This is a genomic window from Kitasatospora purpeofusca (genome assembly GCF_000718025.1).
Taxonomy (GTDB): Bacteria; Actinomycetota; Actinomycetes; order Streptomycetales; family Streptomycetaceae; genus Kitasatospora; species Kitasatospora purpeofusca.
Map to the genome: position 1 here is coordinate 436898 of NZ_JODS01000002.1, position 21817 is coordinate 458714.

Genomic DNA, 21817 nt, shown 5'->3' on the forward strand with positions numbered 1-21817 from the left:
CGGGTTCTCCAGCTCCCCGGGCCGGCCGCCGTGAGGCTGGGCACGGTCTCCGATGGGTGGGGGTGGAGAAGCAGGTGGTGCAGGAGGTGGTGCTGCGGGTGGAGCGGGTGGAGCAGGTGGTGCCCGGTGCCGGCGGGAGGCCGGCGGGCCGGTTTCAGGCGACCGGGATCACCGGTACGACGCCCTCGCGGTGCACGGTGCCCTCGATCAGGCCGTACATCCGGTCGGCGGCGTAGTAGACCTCGTTCTCGTTCTTGAGGCCGAACGGCTCCAGGTCGACCAGGAAGTGGTGCTTGTTGGGGAGTTCGAGCCGAACCTCGTCGACCTCGGCGCGGTTGTTGAGGACGCGGGTGCCCATCGCGTGCAGGGTCTGCTGCAGCGAGTAGGAGTAGGTCTCGGCGAAGGCTTCCAGCAGGTGCCGCTTGATGTGGGTGTAGCTGCGGTTCCAGTTGGGCTGGGCCTCGTTGTCACGGCCGGTGAAGCCGTACTTCCAGCGGGCGGTGACCTGGGTCGCGAGGATCCGGTCGTACGCCTCCTGGAGGGTGGTGTACTTGTCCTTGATGTAGCCCCAGAACTCCGAGTTGGTGGAGTTCAGCACGACCAGGTCCTTCAGTCCGGAGATCACCTGGACGGAGTCCCCGTCGTAGACGATCTCGCTGGTGCGGACCTCCTGGCCGGTGCGGACGAAGGAGTGCCCGACCTCCTCGGAGCCGATGAAGCGGGCGCTGCTGTCGGGCGTGCGGATCCGGTCCCAGGAGTACTCCTCGATCCGGATCCGGGCCTGGTGCACGACACCGCGCTCGGTGTTGTCGACGAAGTGCCGGGCCAGGAGGATGCCGAAGGCCTCGGCCGAGTCGATCCCGTACTCCTTGGCGAAGGCGAAGACGGTGTTCTTGGTGGTGTCGGTGGGCAGGCAGTTGGCGTTCGACCCGGTGAGGTGGACGTCGTCGAACTCGCCGGAGAGGGCGACCGAGACGTTCAGGTCCTTGATCTCGTGGCGGGTCGAGTCGCGGTAGACGCGGACGATCCGGTTCTCCGCCTTGCCGTACTGGTTCTGACCGAGCACGTGGGCCATGACATGGCTCCCATATCAATCGATCGGTCTAGCTTCCGCGGTAGACCGAGTATCCGAACGGGTTCAGCAGCAACGGCACGTGGTAGTGGTGCTGCGCGGGCGCGACCGTGAAGACGATCGTGACCTCGGGGAAGAACGGCGGCTCCGCGGACTTCCGGGCGAAGTACGCGCCGGTGTCGAAGAGCAGCCGGACGACCGAGCCCGCCTCCACGGCCGGCAGGTCCTTGGCCCGGCCGTCGGAGTCCGTGGCGGAGGTGCCGAGCACCTGCCAGCCACCCTCGGTTTGCAGTGCGAGCTCGACCGGGACGCCCTCGGCCGGGCGGCCGAGGCTGGTGTCGAGCACGTGGGTGGAGATGCCAGTCATGGGTGAGGTGACCTTACTGATGGCAGAGGTGGTGCGGGGGACGCGTAGGTGCTGCGTCAGTGATACCTGAGGCGGCGCCGGAGGCGTCCGACCGACCGTCAGTTGTCGTCGAGCAGCCGGTTGATCCGGATGTCGTTGATCTTGCGCAGTTCGCCCCGGACGATCTCCGCCTCGGTGGCGGGGTCGTTGGGCCGGCGCTCGCGCAGGGCGTCGAGCATGGTGGCCGCGGTGCGGCCGGTCGCGCAGATCAGGAACACATGGCCGAACTTGGCCTCGTAGGCGGCGTTGGCCCGGCGCAGTTCGTCGAGCAGGGCCTCGTCGGCGCCGTGGACGCCGGCCTGCTCGCGCTCGGAGGTGGCGTCGCCCGGCTTGGGCGCGCCGATCCGGGCGTGGCCGGCCATCGCTTCGTGCAGGTCGGGGACGGAGAGCCCGGCCATCGCCTCGGCGTTGGCCTCGAGCAGGGCCCGGCGGTCCTTCCACGGTCGGGCCGCCGCGACGGCGTCGGCCCAGGCGGGGCTGGTGCAGACGTCCAGCAGGATCTCCTTGAGCTCGGCGGAGTCGGTCGCCGCCAGGGCGTCAAGGGCGTGGGGGTGGTTGGTCACGGGTGGACCTCCTGGAGAGTGGTGCCACCCGCACAAGCTAGATCGGCGGGATCAGGCCGTCAACACTTTGTTGAACGGTTGGTGGTTACGTTTCGCGACGGCCCTGGTCGCGGGGTGTTTCGTGTGTGATGAGACAAGTGCGCCCCGCCGGGGCCCGGGCAAGACTGGCCGGGCCGGCGGGGCGCACCCCTGCGGGAGGGGTCAGTTCGGCTTCGCGCCGTCCTGGCGGTTGAGGTAGTTGTACACGGTGAAGCGGCTCACGCCGAGCGCCGTCGCGACCGTCTCGACGCCGTGGCGGACGGTGAAGGCGCCGCGCTCCTCCAGCAGCGCGACCACGCGCTGCTTCTCCCAGCGGTCCAGCTCGGTCAGCGGGCGGCCGTCGAACTGGCGGGTCATCTCGGCCAGCAGGCGGTCCAGTGCGCTGCTGAGGTGCGGCAGCCGGACGGCCAGCGCCCGTTCGCCCTCCCACTCCAGGACGACGTCCTCGGCCTTCGCCTCGTCCAGGGGGACGGGCGTCGCGCCGACCGCGTCCAGCAGCGGCTTGATCGCCGCGGCGAGCGGGTGTTCGGTCTGCTCGGTCACGGCGTACCGCCCTCCCCGGCTGCGCTCTCGTTCCCGGCCTCGGCTGCGGCTGCGGCCTCGGGCTCGGCCTCGGCCTCTGCGAGGACGCTGACCTGGACCGAGATCCGGGTCGCGCCGGCGTCCAGGCTCTCCCGGAGCAGCTTGGACACGGCCTCCAGGATCCGGTCCGCCTCACCCTCGGCGCCGGTGCCGAAGGGGCCCACCGCGACGTCGAGGCCCGCCTCGTCGACCACCTTGCGGGCCGCCACGGCGTGCGGCGGGAACGTGTCCAGTTCGAACGGTTCTGTCGTGAACTCCACCATCAATCGCACGCGGCCACTCTAGCGAGCGCGGGTGCGGCGGTGGGTCGGTCAAGGGGGCCCGGCCTGCGGGCGGAGCACTTCAACAATTTGTTGCAGATGCCTTGACAGTCGCTCGATGCCCCGGACATGCTTCCACCAGACAGAATCCCTCTTCCGGATCGTGGAAGTTGCGGATGTCGGAAGAGAGATTACGAGGTGATGGACATGGCCGCCGGAACGAGCGCCGCCGCCCGGCACAGCTTCACGGTCAACCTGTCGATCCTGTTCGGCGAGCTCCCGCTGCTGGAGCGCCCGGCCGCGGCCGCCGCCGCCGGCTTCACCGCCGCCGAGCTGTGGTGGCCGTTCGGCGAGGAGCACGACCCGTCCGAGGCCGAACTCGACGCGCTGCGCAAGGCCTTCACCGACGCCGGGGTCCGCCTCACCGGTCTCAACTTCCTCGACGACCTGACCCGGGGCGCCCGGGGCACCGTCTCGCTGCCCTCGGAGCGCGACCGCTTCCGGGCCAATGTGCCGGTCGCCGCCGCGCTCGCCGCCTCGCTCGGCACCCCGGCGCTGAACGCCCTCTACGGCAACCGCGTCGAGGGCGTCGACCCGGCCGAGCAGGACGCGCTCGCCCTGGAGAACCTCGCCCTCGCCGCCCGGGCCGCCCACGGCATCGGCGCGATCCTGCTGGTCGAGGCGCTGAACCGGCCGGAGTCCCCGGACTACCCGCTGGTCTCCGCGGCCGCCGCGGTCGAGGTGGTGGACAAGGTCAACGCCGCCACCGGCCTGGGCAACGCGAAGTTCCTCTGCGACCTCTACCACCTGGCCCGCAACGGCGAGGACCTCGCCGCGGTGATCGACACCTACGCCGACCGGATCGGCCACGTGCAGATCGCCGACACCCCCGCCCGCAACGAGCCGGGCACCGGCGAGCTCGACTTCGAGGACCTCTTCGCCCGCCTCACCGCGGCCGGCTACACCGGCCGGATCGGCCTGGAGTACCGGCCGTCCACCGGCGTCAGCGCCGACAGCTTCGAGTGGCTCGCGCGGGAGCACCGCGCGGCGGCGCTCTGACAGCTCTCCCCGCCCGCCCCCTCAGCACCTCCCGCACGCACTCCCGCACACGCAACAGAAGGAACGACGCGATGAGCCGCAAGATCGCCTTCATCGGCCTCGGCATCATGGGCAGCCCGATGGCGGCCAACCTGGTCCGGGCCGGCCACCACGTCACCGGCTACAACCTCACCCAGCCGCAGATCGACGCCCTGGTCGCGGCCGGCGGCCACGGCGCCACCAGCATCGCCGACGCGGTGAAGGACGCCGAGGTCGTGATCACCATGGTCCCGGCCGACCCGCACGTCGAGCAGGCCGTGCTGGGCGAGGGCGGCGTCCTGGAGCACGCCCGCCCGGGCACGCTCCTCATCGACATGTCCAGCATCACCCCGCAGACCTCGATCAAGGTCGAGGCCGCCGCGAAGGAGAAGGGCGTCCGGGCCCTGGACGCCCCGGTCTCCGGCGGTGAGGCGGGCGCGGTCGAGGCCGTACTGTCGATCATGGTCGGCGGCGCCGCCGAGGACTTCGCCGAGGCCGAGCCGCTGTTCGCCGCGCTCGGCACCACCGTGGTCCACGTCGGCCCGGCCGGCGCCGGCCAGACCGTCAAGGCCGCCAACCAGCTGATCGTCGCGGTCAACATCCAGGTGCTGGCCGAGGCCGTGGTCTTCCTGGAGAACGCGGGCGTGGACCTCGCCGCCGCGCTGGACGTGCTCGGCGGCGGCCTGGCCGGCTCGACCGTGCTGAACCGCAAGAAGGCCAACATGCTGGACCGCGAGTTCGCCCCCGGCTTCCGGATCGACCTGCACCACAAGGACATGGGCATCGTCACCGACGCCGCCCGGGCCGTCGGCGCGGCGCTGCCGGTCGGCGCGGTCGTCGCCCAGCTGGTCGCCTCCGCCCGCGCCAACGGCGACGGCTCCCTCGACCACTCGGCGCTGCTGCGCGGCGTCGAGCGGCTCTCCGGCCGCGAGGTGAAGTAGCCCCTCCGGCCTCGCCGGCCACCACCGGTCGCGGGGCGGAGCAGCCCCGCGACCCCAACAGCTCCTCCCGGTGGCGTGACCCTGTCCGGTCGTGCCCGCGCCACCGGGAGGCCGACCGGCGGCCGACGGCCGACGGCGTTCGTCGGCCGCCGGCCGACTCCAGACCCGATCGGCGGGCGGGCCGGGGCTCATCCGCCCGCCCGTCGATCGACCAGGCTGCGACGCGCCCACCCTCACGGGGCACTTCGGTCGTGCACCCGGCGCGTCGCACCGGCTCCCTCCCTCACCGAGGGGAGCCCCTCGTACGTCGGAAGCGGGCGAGGGGAACGGCGGGGAGGGAGCCGCTCCCGGGCCGCCCGGGCCCATGCTTGACGAACCATTGCCAGACCAGCCCGGAAGTGAGGCCCACGCCATGCCCGCCACCCCCCACCAGGGCCATGTGGTCGTAGCTCCCGACAAGTTCAAGGGCACCCTCGAAGGTGCCGAGGCCGCCGCCCGGATCGCCGCCGGCATCCGCCGTGCCGCGCCCGGCACCGAGGTGCGCGAACTGCCCGTCGCCGACGGCGGCGAGGGCACCCTGGCCGCCGCCCTCGCGGCCGGTTTCACCAGGGTCGCCGCCAAGGTGGCCGGCCCCACCGGCCTGCCGGTGGACGCCGCGCTCGCCGTCCGGGGCACCACCGCCGTGGTCGAGCTGGCGCAGGCCTCCGGCCTGGCCCGGCTCCCCGGCGGGCGGACCGCCCCGCTCGCGGCCGGCTCCTACGGCGTCGGCCAGCTGATCGCCAGGGCCGTCGCCCAGGGGGCCCGGCGGATCGTCCTCGGCCTCGGCGGCAGCGCCGGCACCGACGGCGGGGCGGGCATGCTCCAGGCCCTCGGGGTCTCGCTGCTCGACGCCGACGGCGTCGAACTCCCGCCCGGCGGCGCCTCGCTGCGCCGACTGGCCCGGATCGATCTCGGCACCTCGGCCCGCACCATGGCGGGCGTCGAGGTGGTCGTCGCCTGCGACGTCGACAACCCGCTGCTCGGTCCGCGCGGGGCCGCCGCCGTCTACGGCCCGCAGAAGGGCGCGAGCGCCGAGGACCTGCTGGTCCTGGAGGAAGGTCTGACCCGGTTCGCCGACGTGGTCGCCGCGACCCTCGGCCGGGACGTGCGGGAGGCCCCCGGCGCCGGGGCCGCGGGCGGGGTCGGTTTCGCCGCCCTGGCCCTGCTCGGCGCCACCATGCGACCCGGCATCGAGCTGCTGCTCGACCTGCTGGGTTTCGACGGGGCGGTGCGTGGGGCACGCCTCGTCGTCACCGGCGAGGGCTGCCTGGACGCACAGACGCTCCACGGCAAGGCCCCCGCCGGCGTCGCCGCGGCGGCTGCCCGGGCGGGGGTTCGGGTGGCCGCCGTCGCGGGCCGGGTGGAGCTCTCCGAACGGGAGTGGCGGTCCGCCGGCTTCGTCGCGGCCTACGCGCTCGCCGAGTTGGGCGAGACCCCGGGCGAGGGCATGACCAGGGCCGGGGAGCTGGCCGAGGTCGCGGGGGAGCGGCTCGCCGCCGAACTCCTGCGCCGCTGACCCGTCCGGTTCCGGCCTCCGGGCCCTGCCCGCTCCGGCTCCCGTCCGCCGCGCTCCTCGTAGTTTCCTCCATTGACGTTTTGTTGAAGGCGGGCCTAGGCTCCGGGCCATCCTTCGGCGTACCCACTCGTACCAGCCATCCCCTCATCAGGCTTCGGAGGTCCCCCATGCCCATCAGCGAGACCGAGGTGATCCGCTCCCGCCGGGTGGTCCTGCCGGACGGCGAGCGTCCCGCGGACGTGCTGGTCCGGGACGGGAAGATCGCGCGGATCGCCCCCCACGGCACCCTGCCGGCCGACGGCCACCGGGTGACCGACCTCGGCGACACCGCCCTGCTCCCCGGCCTGGTCGACACCCACGTGCACGTCAACGAGCCCGGCCGCACCGAGTGGGAGGGCTTCGCCACCGCCACCCGGGCCGCCGCCGCCGGCGGCGTCACCACGATCGTCGACATGCCGCTCAACTCGGTGCCCCCCACCACCACCCCCGCCGGGCTCGAAGCCAAGCGGAAGACCGCCGACGGCCAGGCCTGGGTCGACCTCGGCTTCTGGGGCGGCGCCGTCCCCGACAACCTCGCCGACCTCGAACCCCTGCACCGGGCGGGCGTGTTCGGCTTCAAGTCCTTCCTGGCGCCCAGCGGCGTCGACGAGTTCCCGCATCTCGACGCGGCCGGCCTGGAAGCCGCGCTGGCCGAGCAGGCCCGGCTCGGGGCGCTCGCCATCATCCACGCCGAGGACCCGGCCGTCCTGGCCGCCGCGCCGCAGCAACCCGGCGTCCACTACCGGGACTTCCTCGCCTCCCGCCCCGCCGACGCGGAGACCGCCGCCGTCGCCCGACTGCTGGACGCGGCCCGCCGCACCGGCGCCCGGGTGCACGTCCTGCACGTGTCCTCGGCCGCCGTGCTGCCGCTGCTGCGCCAAGCCAGGGCCGACGGCGTCCAGGTCACCGCCGAGACCTGCCCGCACTACCTGACCCTCGCCGCCGAGCGAATACCGGACGGTGGCACCGCCTTCAAGTGCTGCCCCCCGATCCGCGACGAGGCCAACCGCGACGCGCTCTGGGAGGCCCTGGCGGCAGGGGAGTTCATCGCCGTGGTGTCCGACCACTCGCCCTCCACCCCGGACCTCAAGCTGCTGCCCGAGCACGGCGGCAGCGGCGACTTCGCGGCCGCCTGGGGCGGCATAGCCTCCCTCCAGCTCGGCCTGCCGGCGGTCTGGACCGAGGCCCGGCGGCGCGGTCGCACCCTGGCCGAGGTGGTCGGCTGGATGTCGTCCGGCCCGGCCCGGCTGGTCGGCCTCGACGGGCGCAAGGGCGCCGTCGCGGTCGGCCACGACGCCGACCTGGTGGCCTTCGACCCGGACGCCGACTTCGCCGTCCACGCCGCCGAGCTGCACCACCGCAACCCCGTCACCCCGTACGCGGGCCGGACGCTCACCGGCGCCGTGCGCACGACCTGGCTGCGCGGCCGGGTCGTCGACCCGGGCGGCGAACCGTTCGGCGTCCAGCTCACCCGCCCCAGCAACCCGTCCGAGGAGATCCAGTGACCACGGTCCCCGCCCAGAGCGCTCCCGCCACCGCCGGAACTCCCGGCGCGGCCGCGGCGCCCGCCCGCGCGCCGTTCACCGAGCTGGTGAACCTCGCCTCCCGCGCCCTCGGCGCCGGCGTCGTCGCCACCAACGAGGACACCTTCGCCGACGCCGAGAACCTGCTGGTCGCCGCGCCCGCCGAGTTCCGCCCGCACACCTTCGGCCACAAGGGCCAGATCATGGACGGCTGGGAGTCCCGCCGCCGCCGCGGCGCGAGCGCCGGGCAGCCGCACCCCACGGACGAGGACCACGACTGGGCGGTGGTGCGGCTCGGCGCCGCCGGGGTGATCCGCGGACTGGTCGTCGACACCGCGCACTTCACCGGCAACTACCCGGAGAGCGCCTCCGTCGAGGCCGCCTCGATACCCGGCCACCCCTCGCCGGCCGAGCTCGCCGACGCCCAGTGGGTGGAGGTCCTGCCGCGCACCCCGCTGCGGGGCGACACCGCCCACGAGTTCGCGGTCGACTCCGCGGCCCGGTTCACCCATGTCCGGCTGAACATCTTCCCCGACGGCGGGGTGGCCCGGCTCCGCGTCCACGGCGAGGTCCTGCCCGACCCGCGCGACCTGGACGGCCTCACCTTCGACCTGGCGGCCCAGGAGCACGGCGGTGTCGCCGAGGCCGCCTCCGACCGCTTCTACTCCTCCCCGCACAACCTGAACGCTCCCGGCCGCGCCTCCGTCATGGGCGAGGGCTGGGAGACCCGGCGTCGGCGCGACAAGGCCAACGACTGGGTGCGGATCGCCCTGGCCGGGGGCGGTGAGGCCCTGGCCGTCGAGGTGGACACCACCCACTTCGTCGCCAATGCCCCCGGCTGGGCCGACCTGGTCGGCTACGACGCCTCCGCCGGCGGGGACCCGGCGGCCGACGCGGACGGCTGGTTCCCGCTGCTGCCGCGCACCCGCCTCCAGCCCGACACCCGGCACCGGCTGCGGCTCGCCCCGGGCCGCCCGGTGACCCATGTACGGATCGACGTCCACCCGGACGGCGGCCTCGCCCGCCTCCGGATCACCGGCCGCCTCACCGAGGCCGGCCGGGCCACCCTCGCCCTGCGCTGGTTCGACGCCGTCCCGGCCGCCGAGGCCGAGGGCGCGCTCACCGAGGCCGGCCTGACCGCCGCCGAGGCCGCCGAGCTCACCGCCGCCCGTCCGCTGGGCGGGCCGGTCGCGGCCCGGGCCGCCGTCGCCGGGCTCAGCCCGTCCGACGGACCCGACGGCGAGCACTCCTCCCGCCGCCGCTCGGCCGCCTGGCGACTGCTCGGCATCTGAGCGTTCCGAGCATTCGAGCACTCGGTCCGGCGGCGCCGCGCCGTACCTGATGGCTCGTCACATCCCCCTTCACGCAAGACCCTTATCGACACCGAAGGACCCGTCATGCCCAAGATCCTGACCACGGAGTCCGGCGCCCCGGTCGCCGACAACCAGAACTCGGCCTCGGCCGGCGCGTACGGCCCGCTGCTGATCCAGGACCAGCACCTGCTGGAGAAGCTCGCCCGGTTCAACCGCGAGCGCATTCCGGAGCGCGTCGTGCACGCCCGGGGCTCCGGCGCGTACGGCTACTTCGAGGTCACCGACGAGGTGTCGCAGTACACCCGCGCCGCGTTCCTCGGCGAGGTCGGCAAGCGCACCGAGCTGTTCCTGCGCTTCTCCACCGTCGCGGGCAACCTGGGCTCCAACGACGCCGTCCGCGACCCGCGCGGCTTCGCGGTCAAGTTCTACACCGAGGAGGGGAACTACGACCTCGTCGGCAACAACACCCCGGTCTTCTTCATCAAGGACCCGCTGAAGTTCCCGGACTTCATCCACTCGCAGAAGCGCGACCCGTTCACCGGTGTCCAGGAGGCCGACAACGTCTGGGACTTCTGGGCGCACTCGCCGGCCTCGACGCACCAGATCACCTGGCTGTTCGGCGATCGGGGCATTCCCGCCTCGTACCGGCACATGAACGGCTACGGCTCGCACACCTACCAGTGGGTCAACGCCCAGGGCGAGGCGTTCTGGGTGAAGTACCACTTCAAGACCAACCAGGGCATCCGCTCGCTGGACGCCGGGCAGGCCGCCGAGGCGGTCGGCGGCGACGCCGACAGCCACCAGCGCGACCTCCACCAGGCCATCGAGCGCGGGGTGTTCCCGACCTGGACGCTCTACGTGCAGCTGATGCCGGTCGCCGAGGCGGCGGACTACCGCTTCAACCCGTTCGACCTCACCAAGGTGTGGCCGCACGCCGACTACCCGCTGGTCAAGGTCGGCCGCCTGGTGCTCAACCGCAACCCGGAGAACGTCTTCGCCGAGGTCGAGCAGTCCGCGTTCTCCCCGAACAACTTCGTGCCCGGCATCGGCCCGTCCCCGGACAAGATGCTCCAGGGCCGGCTGTTCGCCTACGCGGACGCCCAGCGCTACCGCCTCGGCGTCAACCACACCCAGCTGCCGGTCAACGCGCCCCGCGCCACCGAGGCCGCCAACTACGGCCGCGACGGCCTCGGCGCGCTCAACCCGGCCGGCCGGGGCCGGAACTACGAGCCCAACTCCTACGACGGCCCGGCGCAGACCGACGCGGCGCTCGCCGCCCCGACCGAGCTGACCGGCTGGACCGGCACCTACACCACCCCGGCCCACACCAAGGACGACGACTTCTTCCAGGCCGGCGAGCTCTACCGGCTGATGTCGGAGGGCGAGCGGGGCCGGCTGGTCGCCAACCTGGCGGGCTCGCTCGCCCAGGTCACCCGGGACGACATCGTGGAGAAGAACCTCGCCCACTTCCACGCGGCCGACGAGGAGTACGGCACCCGGCTGGAGGCCGCGGTGGCGAAGCTGCGGGCCGTCGACGAGTCCTGACCCCGAAGTCCTGACCCCGAGTCCCCACCCCCCGTTCCAGGGCGGCCGGCCCCGCACGCCGGCCGCCCCTCCCGACCGGGCCGTTCCCCCGATGGCAGTGGGGGAGCGGCCCGGGCCGCGTTCCTCGGCCCGTGTTCGCGCGGAGCGGGCGGGAGTGAGCGGGTGTTCGGTGGGGCATATGCCAGTCAAGCGATTCACCGTGTCCACCCGAATATTCCACGAGGGGGAGTGGGCGGAGGCGGGCGGTGGATAGGGTGGACCCTACCCGCGGGTCACCTGGCGGGTGGACATCGGAAGGGGACGACATGTCGACACCAGCCCCGGGCCGTCACGCCGTACCGGAGCAGGGAGCGCCCGGTCCGTTCGCCTCGCTGCGACACGCCCTCAGACTGCTGGAGGCGGTCGACCGGCACCCCGGTGGCGCCACCCTGGTGACCCTCGCCCGGGAGACCTCGCTGGGCCTCCCGACGGTCCGCCGGCTCGCCGAGATCCTGGAGGTCGAGGGCTATCTCGACTGCCAGGACGGCGGCTGGGTGCTCGGCGGCACCTTCGCCCTGCTCGGCCAGTACAACCGCGAGCAGCTGGTGCGCGCCCGGATGGACCGCAAACTCGACGAGCTGCGCGAGGAGTTGGGCGCGGCGGTGTACTTCTCCCGGTACCACGACGGGGAGCTGTCGGTGGTGGCGGTCTCGGCCTCCGACCTGGCGCCGGCGGTGCAGGAGTGGGTGGACTTCCGGGCCACCGCGCACGCCAGCGCGATCGGCAAGTGCCTGCTCGGCCAGCTCGACCACGACGGCCGGAGGGACCACCTGTCCCGCCACCCGGTGGCCCGGCTGACCTCCAGGACGGTCACCGACGCCGACCAGCTGATGCACCGGCTGGAGCGGCAGCCCGCCACCGTACCGGTGCTGGACATCCAGGAGTACGCCGTCGGCACGGTCTGCGCGGCCGTCCCGGTGACCGCCGGCAGCACGGTCGGCTGCCTGGCCACCTCGATGCCGGTCGGCGACGCGCACCGGCTGAAGGCGGCCGCCGAACTGCTGGCCGCGCGCGCCGCGCCGCTGATGCTGGCGATGGCGGTCTGACGCCCCGCGCGCCCACGGGACCCCGCTCCGGCGGGGTCTTCGCGTTTCCGGCCCTCCGGGCGGTCCCGGCTCCCAGCGGGTCCGGGTTTCCCGGTGGTCCGGGTTTCCAGCCGGTCCGCGTTTCCCTGTGGTCCGCGCGGTGCACATCACTTATTAGACTCGATGTCGATAAGGCGTGCCGAACCCCTTGTGGCGCGGGCTACCCGCGAGTACGTTTTGCCGGGTCGAGCCGCCACCCGCAGGTCAGGAGGGCCCTCCCATGCCCAGCACCACCCCCGTCCCCGCCCTCGCCGCGCCCGCCGCCCGAGTGCACGAGAGCCTCGTCCTGGAGCCCCGCGACGTCCGCTTCGACTGGGCCGCGCTGCCGCTGCACTGGATCCCCGACGAGCCGATGGCCACCCACGTCATCAACGTGCTGCACCTGCTGCTCCCCGAGGGCGAGCGCTGGTTCGTGAAGGTGTTCAAGGACGCCCTCCCGCTGATCCGCGACGAGCAGCTCCGCGAGGAGGTCCTCGGGTTCATCGGCCAGGAGGCCATCCACGCCGAGGCGCACCAGGAGGTCCTGGACCACCTGCTCGGCCAGGGCCTCGACCCGCGCCCCTACGTCCGGCAGGTCTCCTGGCTGTTCCAGCGCGTCCTCGGCGACAAGCCCGGCCTCAGCCCGGCCCGGCAGCGCGAGAACCTCATCGAGCGGGTCGCCTTCGTCGCCGCGATCGAGCACTTCACCGCCTTCCTCGGCAACTGGGCGCTCAACTCACCGGGCCTGGACCGCGCCCAGGCCGACCCGACGATGCTCGACCTGCTGCGCTGGCACGGCGCGGAGGAGGTCGAGCACCGCAGCGTCGCCTTCGACCTGATGGTCCACCTCGACCCCGGCTACGCCCGCCGGATCCGCGGCATGCTCGTCTCCGGCCCGCTGCTGGTCCACCTCTGGGTGCGCGGCGCCCGCTTCCTGCTGGCCGCCGACCCCACCCTCGACGGGCGGCTCAGGCCCACCTGGCGCGAGACCGGCCGGATCGCCAAGCGCGGCCTGCTGCCCGACCCGGTCCGGTCGATCCGCTCCGGACTGCGCTACCTGCGGCCCGGCTACCACCCCACCCAGGAGGGCTCCTCCAGCCAGGCCCTCGGCTACCTCGCGACCTCCCCGGCCGCCCGCGCCGCCGCCGGGCGGTGACCCCCGGGGGAGACCCCCGCCCCTTCCCCGCCCGCAACCCCGGCCGCCCGCGCCCCGCCGTCGGCCGCCACCGGAACCGAGGACCCCGCCGGATGGACCTGAGCACCCCGCCCCCCGACCTCTACGGCCGCCCGCGCGCCGACACCTTCTTCCGCTTCCTCACCGCCTTCGGCGACCGCTACAGCCCGGCCCTCGGCAGCCCGCTGCTGCGACGCAACCCGCGCCGCCCCTACAGCCGCCCCACCGAGGCCCTGCAACTGGTCGTCACCGCCCGCCGCCGGGTCGCCGCCGACGTCGTCGAGCTCACCCTCGCCGACCCCTCCGGCGGCCCGCTCCCCGGCTGGCAGCCCGGCGCCCACCTGCGCCTCGCCCTCCCCTCCGGCCGCGAGCGCCACTACTCGCTCTGCGGCGACCCGGCCGACCCGGCCGAGCGGTCCGGCTACCGGATCGCCGTCCGCCACCTGCCCGACGGCGGCGGCGGCTCCGCGGAGATCCACGACACCCTCCACCCCGGCACCCGGCTGACCGCCCGCCGCCCGCGCAACGGCTTCGCCTTCTGCGCCGAGCCGGCCGTCCTCTTCCTGGCCGGGGGCATCGGCATCACGCCCCTGCTCCCGATGGTCCGGGAGGCGCGGCGCAACGGCCTGGACTGGCACCTCGTCCACACCGGCCGCAGCGCCGACACCCTCCCGTTCGCCGCCGAACTGCGCGCCCTCGACCCGGCCCGGGTCCACCAGCGCACCGACGACGAGCACGGCGGCCCGCCCACCGGCGCCGAACTCCTCGCGCACGCCCCGCGCGGAGCCGCCGTCTACTGCTGCGGCCCGGCCCCGATGCTCACCGCCGTCCAGCGGGCCCTGGACGCCTCGCCCGCCGCCTCCCTGCACTTCGAGCGGTTCGGCGCGGCCCCGGTCACCGACGGCGAGCCGTTCACGGTCCGCCTCGGCGCCGACGGCCCCGAACTGCCCGTCCCCGCCGACCGCTCCGCCCTGGACGTGCTCCGCGAGGCCCGCCCCGACCTCCCGTACTCCTGCAAGCAGGGCTTCTGCGGCACCTGCGAGGTCCGGCTGCTGGCCGGCGCCCCCGACCACCGCGACCGCCGCCTCACCCCCGAACGGCGCGCCGACGGCGCCCTGCTGCCCTGCGTCTCCCGCGCCGCCGCGGGCGAGACCCTCGTGCTGGACCTCTAGCCACTAGTGCAAGAAGGAGCCCCCGCCGTGCCGCGCACTCCCGCCTTCCCGTACACCGAGCGCGACCTCGCCCGCTTCCGGGAGACCCAGCAGCTCGCCTACGACTGCGCCGAGCAGGTCGCCGCCTGGATCGAACCCGGCGTCACCGAGCGCCAGGCCACCGCCCAGCTGCGCCGCCGCCTGGTCGCCGCCGGTGTGCAGGACTTCTTCCACGTCCCGTTCGCCTGGTTCGGGGACCGGACGGCGTTCCGCCACTTCCACACCCCGCTGCAGTTCTTCGCCGGCAACCGCCGCCTCCAGGAGGGCATGCCCTACGTGCTGGACTGCGCCCCCGTCGTGGACGGCTACACCGCCGACATCGGCTACGGCGGCAAGGTCGGCGAGAACCGCGTCTGGGACCGCCTCGCCGCCGACCTCCGGGTCTACCGCGAGCTGATCCTCGCCGAGGTCCGCGCCCGCAAGCCGCTCGCCGAGGTGTACGCCGCCGTCGACGCCCAGATCGAGGCGCACGGCTACGACAACCGCCACCGCGTCTACCCGGGCCGGGTGATCGGGCACCAGGTCACCCGGACGACGGCCCGCGGCCCGGCCGGGGTGAACGTGCTCGGCTTCGGCGTGCGGACCATCCAGACGCTCGGCCGCGAGCTCATCAGCGAGCGCATGCAGGGCCGTTCCCCGCTCTGGGCGGACGGCCGATCCTCCCGGCACGCGCCCACCCCCGGCCTGTGGGCGGTCGAGCCGCACATCGGCTTCCGGGAGGTCGGCATCAAGTTCGAGGAACTGCTGGTGGTGACCGAGGACGACGCCTACTGGCTCGACGACGACCTCCCGCACGTCCGCCGCTGGGCCGACGCCGACGCCGACGCCGATGCCGACGCCGAAACCGCCGTCGCCACCACCTCCGCCCCCGAGGGAGCCGCCCGATGAGCACCAGCGCCACCCGCGCCCGCACCGTCCGGTCCGGCGGCCTCCCGCTCGCGGTCTTCGAACAGGGCGACCCTTCCGCCCCCACCGTGCTGCTGGTCCACGGCTACCCCGACACCCACGCGGTCTGGGACGACGTCGCCGCCGACCTCGCCCGCGACCACCACGTGGTCCGCTACGACGTGCGCGGCGCCGGCGCCTCCGGCGTCCCCGCCGACCGCACCGGCTACCGCCTGGAGCAGCTCGCCGCCGACCTGTTCGCGGTCGCCGACGCCGTCAGCCCCGACCGCCCGGTGCACCTCGTCGCCCACGACTGGGGCTCGCTGCAGTCCTGGGAGGCCGTCACCGCCCCCGGCGCCGAACACCGCCTCGCCTCCTACACCACGATGTCCGGGCCCTGCCTCGACCACATGGGCTTCTGGCTGCGCGAGCGCCTGCGCCGCCCCACCCCGCGCCACCTGCGGCAGCTCCTCTCCCAGGGCGCCCACTCCTGGTACATCACCGCCTTCCACCTGCCCTTCCTCGCCCCCGGCGTCTGGCGGCTCGGCCTGGCCCGGGCCTGGCCCCGGGTGCTGCGCGACCTGGAGGGCGTCACCCCGCGCGCCGACCACCCGCAGCCCACCCTGCGACGCGACGCGGTGCGCGGCATCGAGCTCTACCGGGCCAATATGCGGCCCGCCCTGCGCCACCCGCGCGAGCGCCCCACCGAGGTGCCGGTCCAGCTGATCACCCTCACCGAGGACCACTACGTCGGCACCTACCTCTCCGAGGGCCTGGAGCGCTGGGTGCCCAGGCTGACCCGCCGGACCCTGCGCGCCACCCACTGGTCCGCACTGCTGGAGAAGGGAACCACCGTGGCCGGACTGGTCCGTGAGCACGTCGCCCGCACGGGGGCCGGGGCGGACGCCGCCCCCGCCGGCACCCCCGACGACGGCCGGCTCGTCGTCGTCACCGGCGGCGGCAGCGGCATCGGCCGGGCCACCGCGCTCGCCTTCGCCGCGGAGGGCGCCCGGGTGGTGGTCTGCGACCTCGACCTCGACGCGGCCCGCCGCACCGCCGAACTCGCCGCCCTGATCGGCCCGCCGGCCCACGCCTACCGGGTAGACGTCAGCGACGGCGCCGCCGTCGACGCCTTCGCCGAACAGGTCGCCGCCGAGCACGGCGTGCCCGACGTGCTCGTCAACAACGCCGGCATCGGCCACTCCGGCACCTTCCTGGAGACCACCGAGAAGGAGTGGCAGCGGGTCCTGGACGTCAACCTCTGGGGCGTCATCCACGGCTGCCGCGCCTTCGGCACCCTGATGGCCGACCGGGGCGAGGGCGGCCACATCGTCAACCTCTCCTCCGCCGCCGCGTACCTGCCCTCGAAGGCCCTCACCGCCTACGCCACCAGCAAGGCCGCGGTCTTCATGCTCTCCGACTGCCTGCGCGCCGAACTCGCCGGCCACGGCATCGGCGTCTCCACCATCTGCCCGGGCCTCGTCAACACCAACATCACCCGCACCTCCACCTTCTCCGCCACCACGGCCGACGAACAGGCCGCCAAGCAGGCCCGCGCCGCCCGCCTCTACGCCCGCCGCGGCTTCCCGCCGGAGAAGGTCGCCACCGCCATCCTCACCGCCGTCCGCACCGGCCGCCCCGTCGTCCCCGTCACCCCCGAGGCCAAGGCCGCCCGCTTCCTCAGCCGCCTCGCCCCCGGCCTCCTCCGCCTCGCCGCCCGCCTGAACGTCACCTGAGCGGCCCCACAGGCCTGTGATATCGAATAGACTCGGATTTGATATCGCAGGCCTGTGCCCCCGGGAGGTCCACCGTGGCTCGTACCGTGATAGACGTCAATGACGCCCTCCTGGCGGAGGCCGCCGAGATCTTCGGGACGACGACCAAGGTCGCGACCGTCAATGCCGCCCTCGAGGACGCCGTCAAGCGCCGCAAGGGCAGGGAGTTCCTCGACTGGCTCGCCGAGGGCGGGCTGCCCGACCTGACCGGACCGGCGGGCACCGGTGAGTGAGCGGTTCCTGATCGACAAGTCGGCATTCGCCCGGTACCCCAAGCCGGCGGTGCGGGTCGTGATCGACCGCTTGTTCGCCGAAGGACGGCTCGCGCTCTGCGGTGCCGTCGAGCTGGAGATCATGCACAGCGCCCGGTCCAAGAGTGACGCCGACCGGATCCGGGAGGGCCTGCGCGGCTTCGACTGGCTGACCACTCCGGACGAGGTGTGGGACCGGGCGGTCGAGGTCCAGGCGATGCTCACGGCGGTCGGCAACTGGCGGGCGCCCTCCGTGGCCGATCTTGTCATCGCCGCGACCGCCGAACGCCATGGGGCCACCGTCCTGCACTACGACGGTGACTACGACATGATCGCCGCCGTCACGGGTCAGTCGACCCGCTGGGTCCTTCCTCCGGGCTCCGCCGACTGAACTCCGGAGCCGCCTCGCCCCCGGCCTCCTCCGCCTCGCCGCCCGCCTGAACGTCACCTGACCCGAACCGCCGAAACCCGGGGCGCGCGGTGCCACCGCGCGCCCCGGGTCCGGTCACGAGCGGCCCTGATCCCGTTCGGGACGGGCGGCGACCTGCCGCGCGACCCAGGACGCCCCGGGAATCCCGACAGGAGGTGTCGGGATTCCCGGGGAGTATCGGACGCGACGGGTGGAGACACCGCAGCACGTGAGGAAGGGCGAGGCATGACGGAACAGCCGCTCAAGGGCAAGGTCGCACTGGTGGCCGGAGCCACCCGGGGAGCCGGGCGGGGCATCGCGGTGGCGTTGGGGGCCGCCGGGGCGACGGTGTACGGGACGGGGCGCAGCGCCGAGGGCCACCGGGGGGAGTACGGGCGGCCGGAGACCCTGGAGGAGACGGCGGAGCTGGTGACGGCCGCCGGCGGGCGCGGCATCGCGGTGCGCGCCGACCACCTGGTCCCGGCCGAGGTGGCGGCGGTGGCCGCCCGGGTCGAGGCCGAGCAGGGCGGGCTGGACATCCTGGTGAACGACATCTGGGGTGGCGAGGAGCTGTTCGGCTGGAACGTCCCGGTCTGGGAGCACGACCTCGACAAGGGCCTGCGCCTGCTGCGGCTGGCCGTCGAGACGCACGCCGTCACCAGCCACCACCTGCTGCCCCTGCTGCTGCGCCGCCCCGGCGGGCTGGTGGTCGAGATGACCGACGGCACCGCCGAGTACAACGCGACCCGCTACCGGAACTCCTTCTTCTACGACATCGCCAAGGCCGCCGTGCTGCGGATGGCCTTCGCGCTGGGGCACGAGCTGGGCCCGCGCGGGGCGACGGCGGTGGCGCTCACCCCGGGCTGGATGCGCTCGGAGATGATGCTGGAGCACTTCGGCGTCACCGAGGCGACGTGGCGGGAGGCGACGGCGGCCGAACCGCAGTTCGGCATCTCGGAGTCCCCGGCGTACGTGGGCCGCGCGGTGGCCGCGCTGGCCGCCGATCCCGGGCGGGCGCGGTTCAACGGCACCTCGCTGTCCAGCGGCGGCCTGGCCCTGGAGTACGGCTTCACCGACCTGGACGGGAGCCGCCCGGACGCCTGGCGCTACCTGGTGGACATCGAGGGCGCGGACGGCCCGGTGGACCCGGCCGGCTACCGCTGAGGCCGGTCGGCGGGCGGTACGCCGTACAGGGCGGCGGCCCGGGCCGCCGCCTCCGCCAGCCGCCGCCGCAGGGCCGGGGGCTCCAGCACCTCGGCCTCCGGCCCCAGCCGCAGCACCTCCTCGTAGCCGACGTCCAGCGACTCGACGGGCAGCCGGACGGTCACCCGCCCCTGCCCGTCGGGCTCCCCGGCGCTCGCCAGCGCCTCCTGGGCGGCGAGCGGTTCGAGCAGCCTCGGGAGCCGGTCCAGGCCGAGCGGGGTGAGCCGCAGGGTGACCGTCTCCCGGAGCAGCGAGCGGGCGAAGCCGGCCGCCCGGGCCTCCCAGAACGCGGCCAGGTCGAAGTCCGCGTCGGCCCCGTCGGGGGTGAACGGCAGGTCCGAGGGCTCGGCGGCGAGCAGCCGGTCCACCCGGTACACCCGGTGCGCACCGTCCTGTTCGTCCGGCCGGGCGACCAGGTACCAGGTGCCCGCCTTCAGCACCAGACCGGCCGGCCGCAGCACCCGCTCGACCGGGTCCGCCTCCGGCCGCCGCCGGTAGCGCGCCCGCAGCAGCCGCCCGCCCCACACCGCCCGCGCCACCTCGGCCAGCAGCGGCGGCACGGGGGCGTCGCGGAACCAGCCGGGCGCGTCCAGGTGGAACCGCCGCGCCCCGGCGACCGGTGCCCCGCCCAGCTCGCCGGCCACCTTCAGCCGGGCCGCGAGCGCCGGATCGGCGAGGCCCATGTCCTGGAGCGGCCCGGGCAGCCCGGCCAGCAGCAGGACCTCCGCCTCGGTCCGGTCCAGCCCGGTCAGCCGGGTGCGGTAGCCGTCGAGCAGCCGGTAGCCGCCGGCCCGCCCCCGGTCGGAGTACACCGGGACCCCGGCCTCGGCCAGCGCCAGGACGTCGCGCTGCACGGTGCGCTCGGAGACCTCCAGCTCGGCGGCGAGTTCGGCGCCGGTCATGCTGCGGCGGGCCTGGAGCAGCAGGAGCAGGGAGATCGCGCGGGCCGTCCGCATCCGTCGCCGTCCTTCCGTTCGGGCCGGGGCGTGCGCCCGGCGGGTTCTGCACCGATCATGGGTGGCGAGGGGGGAGCCTGCGGCCCGCGTGCCGACGAACGGACCCGAGGAGACCCCGATGGCCACCGGCATCGTGCAGTCCTACCAGGCCGACCACGGTTACGGCCTGATCACCCCCGACGACGACGGCCCGGCGCTGTACGTGTACTACGACTCGATCGTGGCGGCGGACGGCGGCGACCGGACGCTGGTCGAGGGGCAGCGGGTGGAGTTCGACCCGACCGAGCAGGAGGGCCGCCGGGTGGCCGAGCGGGTACGCCGCCCGGCCTGACCCCTCCCGCCGTCCGCCCGGCCCGGCCCGCCACCGGCCCGGCCCTCCACCGGCCCGGTCGCAAATCTCCTTGCGGCCGGGCCGCCCGGCCCCCGTACGATCGTGGGCCATGGAGATGACGACCGCCCTGTGGTCCTTCGCCCTCGTGGTGGGCCTGCTGACGCTCACCCCCGGCCTGGACACCGCCCTGATCCTCCGCACCTCGGCGCTCGGCCACCGGCGGCAGGCCTGGGGCGTGGTGCTCGGCATCCAGACCGGCACGCTGCTCTGGGGAGCCCTCACCTCGGCCGGGGTGACGGCGCTGCTCACCGCCTCGCAGCTGGGCTACGAGATCCTCCGCTGGGCGGGTGCCGCATACCTGGTATGGATGGGCGTGGGCATGCTCCGCTCCCGCGCGCACCCCGAGCCCGAGGACGCCGCCGCGGCGGACACCCCGGCGGACACCCCCGCGCACGGTCCGGCCGACGGCCTCGCCGCGGGCTGGCGGCGCGGTCTGCTGACCAATCTGCTCAACCCCAAGGTGGGCGTCTTCTACGTCGCGGTGCTGCCGCAGTTCATCCCGGCGGGGGCTCCGCACTTCGCCGCCGGGGTCGCGCTGACCTGCGTGCACGTGGTCGAGGGCCTGCTCTGGTCGACGGTGCTGGTGGGCTTCGCCCAGGCGCTGCGCGGCTGGCTGCGCCGCCCGTCCGCGCGCCGGGCCATGGACCGGGTGACGGGCCTGGCCGTGGTCGGCTTCGGCGTGAAGCTCGCGGTCTCGGACTGAGTCCGACCGGTCGGACGGCTCAGCGCGCCACGCGGCCGAGGCCCTCGCGGAGGTCGTCCGGGGTCATGCAGATGTGCATGTCGATGTGGGCGTTGAACTCCAGCCAGAACGGCTCGCAGATCGCGACCACGGCGGCCTCGTCGGCGACGTCCACCACCACGATCTGGCAGCGCCGGCCGTTGCGCGGGAAGGCGTAGGCCGCCTCGGGCTTCAGGTCGGCCATGATCTGGTTGAACCTCGCCATGATGGCGCCGTCCGCGACGGCCCGGTTGGCCGTCTGGGTGTCGAGTTCGATCTCCAGCAGGGCGCGCATGGCGATGCCCCTTCCCGGGCGCGGGCGAGGGCCCGGACGAGTCCTCGTTTCCAGCGTGCTCCGCTCCCGTGGGGCCCGCAATTCACCCGCTCGGCGGTACCGGGTGGCCGTCCGGGCGGTTCCGGGGCTGCACTGGGAGGCGGCCGGGTGGTGAGCGGACGCCGCCCCGGAGCGCGGCGGCGCAGGAGACGCGGGCGGCGCAGGACAGGAGTCTCCCGATGGCGGTCATCGTGGTGTCGGACCTTCCCGGGGCCAGCCGGGAGCAGTACGAGGAGGCGGTGGACCGGCTGACCGGCGGCTCCGGGCTGAACCGGCCCGAGGACTGGCCGGTGCGGGGGCTGCTGACGCACGCGGCCGGCCCGCTGCCGGACGGCGCGGGCTGGCACGTGACGGACGTCTGGGAGTCCCGGGACGCCTATGAGCACTTCGCGGCGGTGCTGCTGCCGATCCTCCGCGAGGTGGGGATCGTGAGTGGCCCGCCGCTGATCTGCGAGGCCCACAACGTGGTGCGCTGACCGCCCGGGGCGG

The 21817-nt window shown here is 74.3% G+C and carries 23 protein-coding genes and 1 pseudogene; 17 read left to right on the top strand and 7 right to left on the bottom strand.

Annotation, left to right across the window (positions count from 1 at the left end):
* Positions 1-154 precede the first annotated feature (154 nt).
* From pucL to IF01_RS0105025, 5 genes are all read right to left on the bottom strand, one after another.
* Positions 155-1075, bottom strand: coding sequence for a factor-independent urate hydroxylase (pucL, locus tag IF01_RS0105005; RefSeq protein WP_030392029.1), 921 nt, complete (start codon positions 1073-1075; stop codon positions 155-157).
* Between the two features lie 28 nt (positions 1076-1103).
* Complete coding sequence (uraH, locus tag IF01_RS0105010) at positions 1104-1439, bottom strand: hydroxyisourate hydrolase (RefSeq protein ID WP_030392030.1); 336 nt, start codon at positions 1437-1439, stop codon at positions 1104-1106.
* Positions 1440-1537: 98 nt separating this feature from the next.
* Entirely contained in the window at positions 1538-2041 is a 504-nt protein-coding gene (gene uraD, locus IF01_RS0105015) for a 2-oxo-4-hydroxy-4-carboxy-5-ureidoimidazoline decarboxylase (protein WP_051754924.1), read from the bottom strand.
* 201 nt (positions 2042-2242) lie between these two features.
* Positions 2243-2623, bottom strand: coding sequence for a helix-turn-helix domain-containing protein (locus tag IF01_RS0105020; RefSeq protein ID WP_030392032.1), 381 nt, complete (start codon positions 2621-2623; stop codon positions 2243-2245).
* A complete protein-coding gene (locus IF01_RS0105025) occupies positions 2620-2925 on the bottom strand; it encodes a thiamine-binding protein (RefSeq protein ID WP_063764133.1) in 306 nt (101 codons plus the stop codon). The genes IF01_RS0105020 and IF01_RS0105025 overlap by 4 nt, the downstream gene beginning before the upstream one ends.
* 204 nt (positions 2926-3129) lie before the next feature.
* On the opposite strand from IF01_RS0105025, the gene IF01_RS0105030 reads away from it, so the two are divergent.
* From IF01_RS0105030 to IF01_RS0105095, 14 genes and pseudogenes are all read left to right on the top strand, one after another.
* Positions 3130-3981, top strand: a complete 852-nt coding sequence (locus tag IF01_RS0105030) for a TIM barrel protein (RefSeq protein WP_051754964.1) — start codon at positions 3130-3132, stop codon at positions 3979-3981.
* Positions 3982-4052: 71 nt separating this feature from the next.
* Positions 4053-4940 (top strand): 2-hydroxy-3-oxopropionate reductase, encoded by an 888-nt coding sequence (locus tag IF01_RS0105035; RefSeq protein ID WP_030392035.1) that lies wholly within the window; start codon positions 4053-4055, stop codon positions 4938-4940.
* Between the two features lie 412 nt (positions 4941-5352).
* Complete coding sequence (locus IF01_RS0105040) at positions 5353-6495, top strand: glycerate kinase (protein ID WP_051740197.1); 1143 nt, start codon at positions 5353-5355, stop codon at positions 6493-6495.
* 167 nt (positions 6496-6662) lie between these two features.
* Positions 6663-8039 carry an allantoinase AllB gene (gene allB, locus IF01_RS0105045; RefSeq protein ID WP_030392037.1) on the top strand — a complete coding sequence of 459 codons (1377 nt, stop codon included), beginning with the start codon at positions 6663-6665 and terminating at the stop codon, positions 8037-8039.
* A pseudogene (gene alc, locus IF01_RS0105050) lies at positions 8036-9136 on the top strand (allantoicase); the annotation flags it as partial. The gene allB and the pseudogene alc, both read left to right, overlap by 4 nt.
* A gap of 318 nt (positions 9137-9454) precedes the next feature.
* Positions 9455-10915: a catalase gene (locus tag IF01_RS0105055; protein ID WP_030392039.1), complete on the top strand. Its 1461-nt coding sequence runs from the start codon at positions 9455-9457 to the stop codon at positions 10913-10915.
* A 305-nt stretch (positions 10916-11220) separates the two neighbouring features.
* Positions 11221-12000 carry an IclR family transcriptional regulator gene (locus tag IF01_RS0105060; protein WP_030392040.1) on the top strand — a complete coding sequence of 260 codons (780 nt, stop codon included), beginning with the start codon at positions 11221-11223 and terminating at the stop codon, positions 11998-12000.
* Positions 12001-12259: 259 nt separating this feature from the next.
* The gene (locus IF01_RS0105065) at positions 12260-13174 is read left to right on the top strand and encodes a metal-dependent hydrolase (RefSeq protein WP_030392041.1); all 915 of its coding nucleotides are present in this window, start codon (positions 12260-12262) and stop codon (positions 13172-13174) included.
* Positions 13175-13266: 92 nt separating this feature from the next.
* Entirely contained in the window at positions 13267-14364 is a 1098-nt protein-coding gene (locus IF01_RS50870) for a PDR/VanB family oxidoreductase (RefSeq protein WP_030392042.1), read from the top strand.
* Between the two features lie 27 nt (positions 14365-14391).
* A complete protein-coding gene (locus IF01_RS0105075; protein WP_037778905.1) occupies positions 14392-15291 on the top strand; it encodes a M24 family metallopeptidase in 900 nt (299 codons plus the stop codon).
* A complete protein-coding gene (locus IF01_RS0105080) occupies positions 15288-17024 on the top strand; it encodes an SDR family oxidoreductase (protein ID WP_030392044.1) in 1737 nt (578 codons plus the stop codon). Before IF01_RS0105075 ends, IF01_RS0105080 begins: the two co-directional genes overlap by 4 nt.
* A gap of 74 nt (positions 17025-17098) precedes the next feature.
* A complete protein-coding gene (locus tag IF01_RS0105085; protein WP_030392045.1) occupies positions 17099-17296 on the top strand; it encodes a type II toxin-antitoxin system VapB family antitoxin in 198 nt (65 codons plus the stop codon).
* The gene (locus IF01_RS0105090; protein WP_030392046.1) at positions 17289-17705 is read left to right on the top strand and encodes a PIN domain nuclease; all 417 of its coding nucleotides are present in this window, start codon (positions 17289-17291) and stop codon (positions 17703-17705) included. The genes IF01_RS0105085 and IF01_RS0105090 overlap by 8 nt, the downstream gene beginning before the upstream one ends.
* A gap of 264 nt (positions 17706-17969) precedes the next feature.
* Positions 17970-18887, top strand: a complete 918-nt coding sequence (locus IF01_RS0105095) for an SDR family oxidoreductase (protein WP_030392047.1) — start codon at positions 17970-17972, stop codon at positions 18885-18887.
* On the opposite strand, the gene IF01_RS0105100 is transcribed toward IF01_RS0105095, so the two are convergent.
* Entirely contained in the window at positions 18878-19882 is a 1005-nt protein-coding gene (locus IF01_RS0105100) for a helix-turn-helix transcriptional regulator (protein ID WP_030392048.1), read from the bottom strand. The genes IF01_RS0105095 and IF01_RS0105100 overlap by 10 nt on opposite strands.
* 118 nt (positions 19883-20000) lie before the next feature.
* Here IF01_RS0105100 and IF01_RS0105105 point away from each other — a divergent pair, with 118 nt between their 5' ends.
* Together IF01_RS0105105 and IF01_RS0105110 are read left to right on the top strand one after the other, a co-directional pair.
* Positions 20001-20213 carry a cold-shock protein gene (locus IF01_RS0105105; protein ID WP_030392049.1) on the top strand — a complete coding sequence of 71 codons (213 nt, stop codon included), beginning with the start codon at positions 20001-20003 and terminating at the stop codon, positions 20211-20213.
* A 109-nt stretch (positions 20214-20322) separates the two neighbouring features.
* Positions 20323-20976, top strand: a complete 654-nt coding sequence (locus IF01_RS0105110; protein ID WP_030392050.1) for a LysE family translocator — start codon at positions 20323-20325, stop codon at positions 20974-20976.
* Positions 20977-20995: 19 nt separating this feature from the next.
* Here IF01_RS0105110 and IF01_RS0105115 read toward each other — a convergent pair whose 3' ends face one another.
* Entirely contained in the window at positions 20996-21289 is a 294-nt protein-coding gene (locus IF01_RS0105115; RefSeq protein WP_030392051.1) for a hypothetical protein, read from the bottom strand.
* Between the two features lie 218 nt (positions 21290-21507).
* Between IF01_RS0105115 and IF01_RS0105120 the strand changes: the two genes are divergently transcribed.
* Positions 21508-21804, top strand: a complete 297-nt coding sequence (locus IF01_RS0105120; RefSeq protein WP_030392052.1) for a hypothetical protein — start codon at positions 21508-21510, stop codon at positions 21802-21804.
* The last annotated feature ends 13 nt before the right edge of the window (positions 21805-21817 follow it).

What these genes read in the sequence shown, in the direction of transcription:
- pucL (WP_030392029.1), bottom strand. Translation starts at nt 1,075, where the DNA reads ATGGCCCACGTGCTCGGTCAGAACCAGTACGGCAAGGCGGAGAACCGG.
- uraH (WP_030392030.1), bottom strand. Translation starts at nt 1,439, where the DNA reads ATGACTGGCATCTCCACCCACGTGCTCGACACCAGCCTCGGCCGCCCG.
- IF01_RS0105025 (WP_063764133.1), bottom strand. Translation starts at nt 2,925, where the DNA reads ATGGTGGAGTTCACGACAGAACCGTTCGAACTGGACACGTTCCCGCCG.
- IF01_RS0105030 (WP_051754964.1), top strand. Translation starts at nt 3,130, where the DNA reads ATGGCCGCCGGAACGAGCGCCGCCGCCCGGCACAGCTTCACGGTCAAC.
- IF01_RS0105035 (WP_030392035.1), top strand. Translation starts at nt 4,053, where the DNA reads ATGAGCCGCAAGATCGCCTTCATCGGCCTCGGCATCATGGGCAGCCCG.
- IF01_RS0105040 (WP_051740197.1), top strand. Translation starts at nt 5,353, where the DNA reads ATGCCCGCCACCCCCCACCAGGGCCATGTGGTCGTAGCTCCCGACAAG.
- allB (WP_030392037.1), top strand. Translation starts at nt 6,663, where the DNA reads ATGCCCATCAGCGAGACCGAGGTGATCCGCTCCCGCCGGGTGGTCCTG.
- IF01_RS0105055 (WP_030392039.1), top strand. Translation starts at nt 9,455, where the DNA reads ATGCCCAAGATCCTGACCACGGAGTCCGGCGCCCCGGTCGCCGACAAC.
- IF01_RS0105060 (WP_030392040.1), top strand. Translation starts at nt 11,221, where the DNA reads ATGTCGACACCAGCCCCGGGCCGTCACGCCGTACCGGAGCAGGGAGCG.
- IF01_RS0105065 (WP_030392041.1), top strand. Translation starts at nt 12,260, where the DNA reads ATGCCCAGCACCACCCCCGTCCCCGCCCTCGCCGCGCCCGCCGCCCGA.
- IF01_RS50870 (WP_030392042.1), top strand. Translation starts at nt 13,267, where the DNA reads ATGGACCTGAGCACCCCGCCCCCCGACCTCTACGGCCGCCCGCGCGCC.
- IF01_RS0105080 (WP_030392044.1), top strand. Translation starts at nt 15,288, where the DNA reads ATGAGCACCAGCGCCACCCGCGCCCGCACCGTCCGGTCCGGCGGCCTC.
- IF01_RS0105095 (WP_030392047.1), top strand. Translation starts at nt 17,970, where the DNA reads ATGACGGAACAGCCGCTCAAGGGCAAGGTCGCACTGGTGGCCGGAGCC.
- IF01_RS0105100 (WP_030392048.1), bottom strand. Translation starts at nt 19,882, where the DNA reads ATGCGGACGGCCCGCGCGATCTCCCTGCTCCTGCTGCTCCAGGCCCGC.
- IF01_RS0105105 (WP_030392049.1), top strand. Translation starts at nt 20,001, where the DNA reads ATGGCCACCGGCATCGTGCAGTCCTACCAGGCCGACCACGGTTACGGC.
- IF01_RS0105110 (WP_030392050.1), top strand. Translation starts at nt 20,323, where the DNA reads ATGGAGATGACGACCGCCCTGTGGTCCTTCGCCCTCGTGGTGGGCCTG.
- IF01_RS0105115 (WP_030392051.1), bottom strand. Translation starts at nt 21,289, where the DNA reads ATGCGCGCCCTGCTGGAGATCGAACTCGACACCCAGACGGCCAACCGG.
- IF01_RS0105120 (WP_030392052.1), top strand. Translation starts at nt 21,508, where the DNA reads ATGGCGGTCATCGTGGTGTCGGACCTTCCCGGGGCCAGCCGGGAGCAG.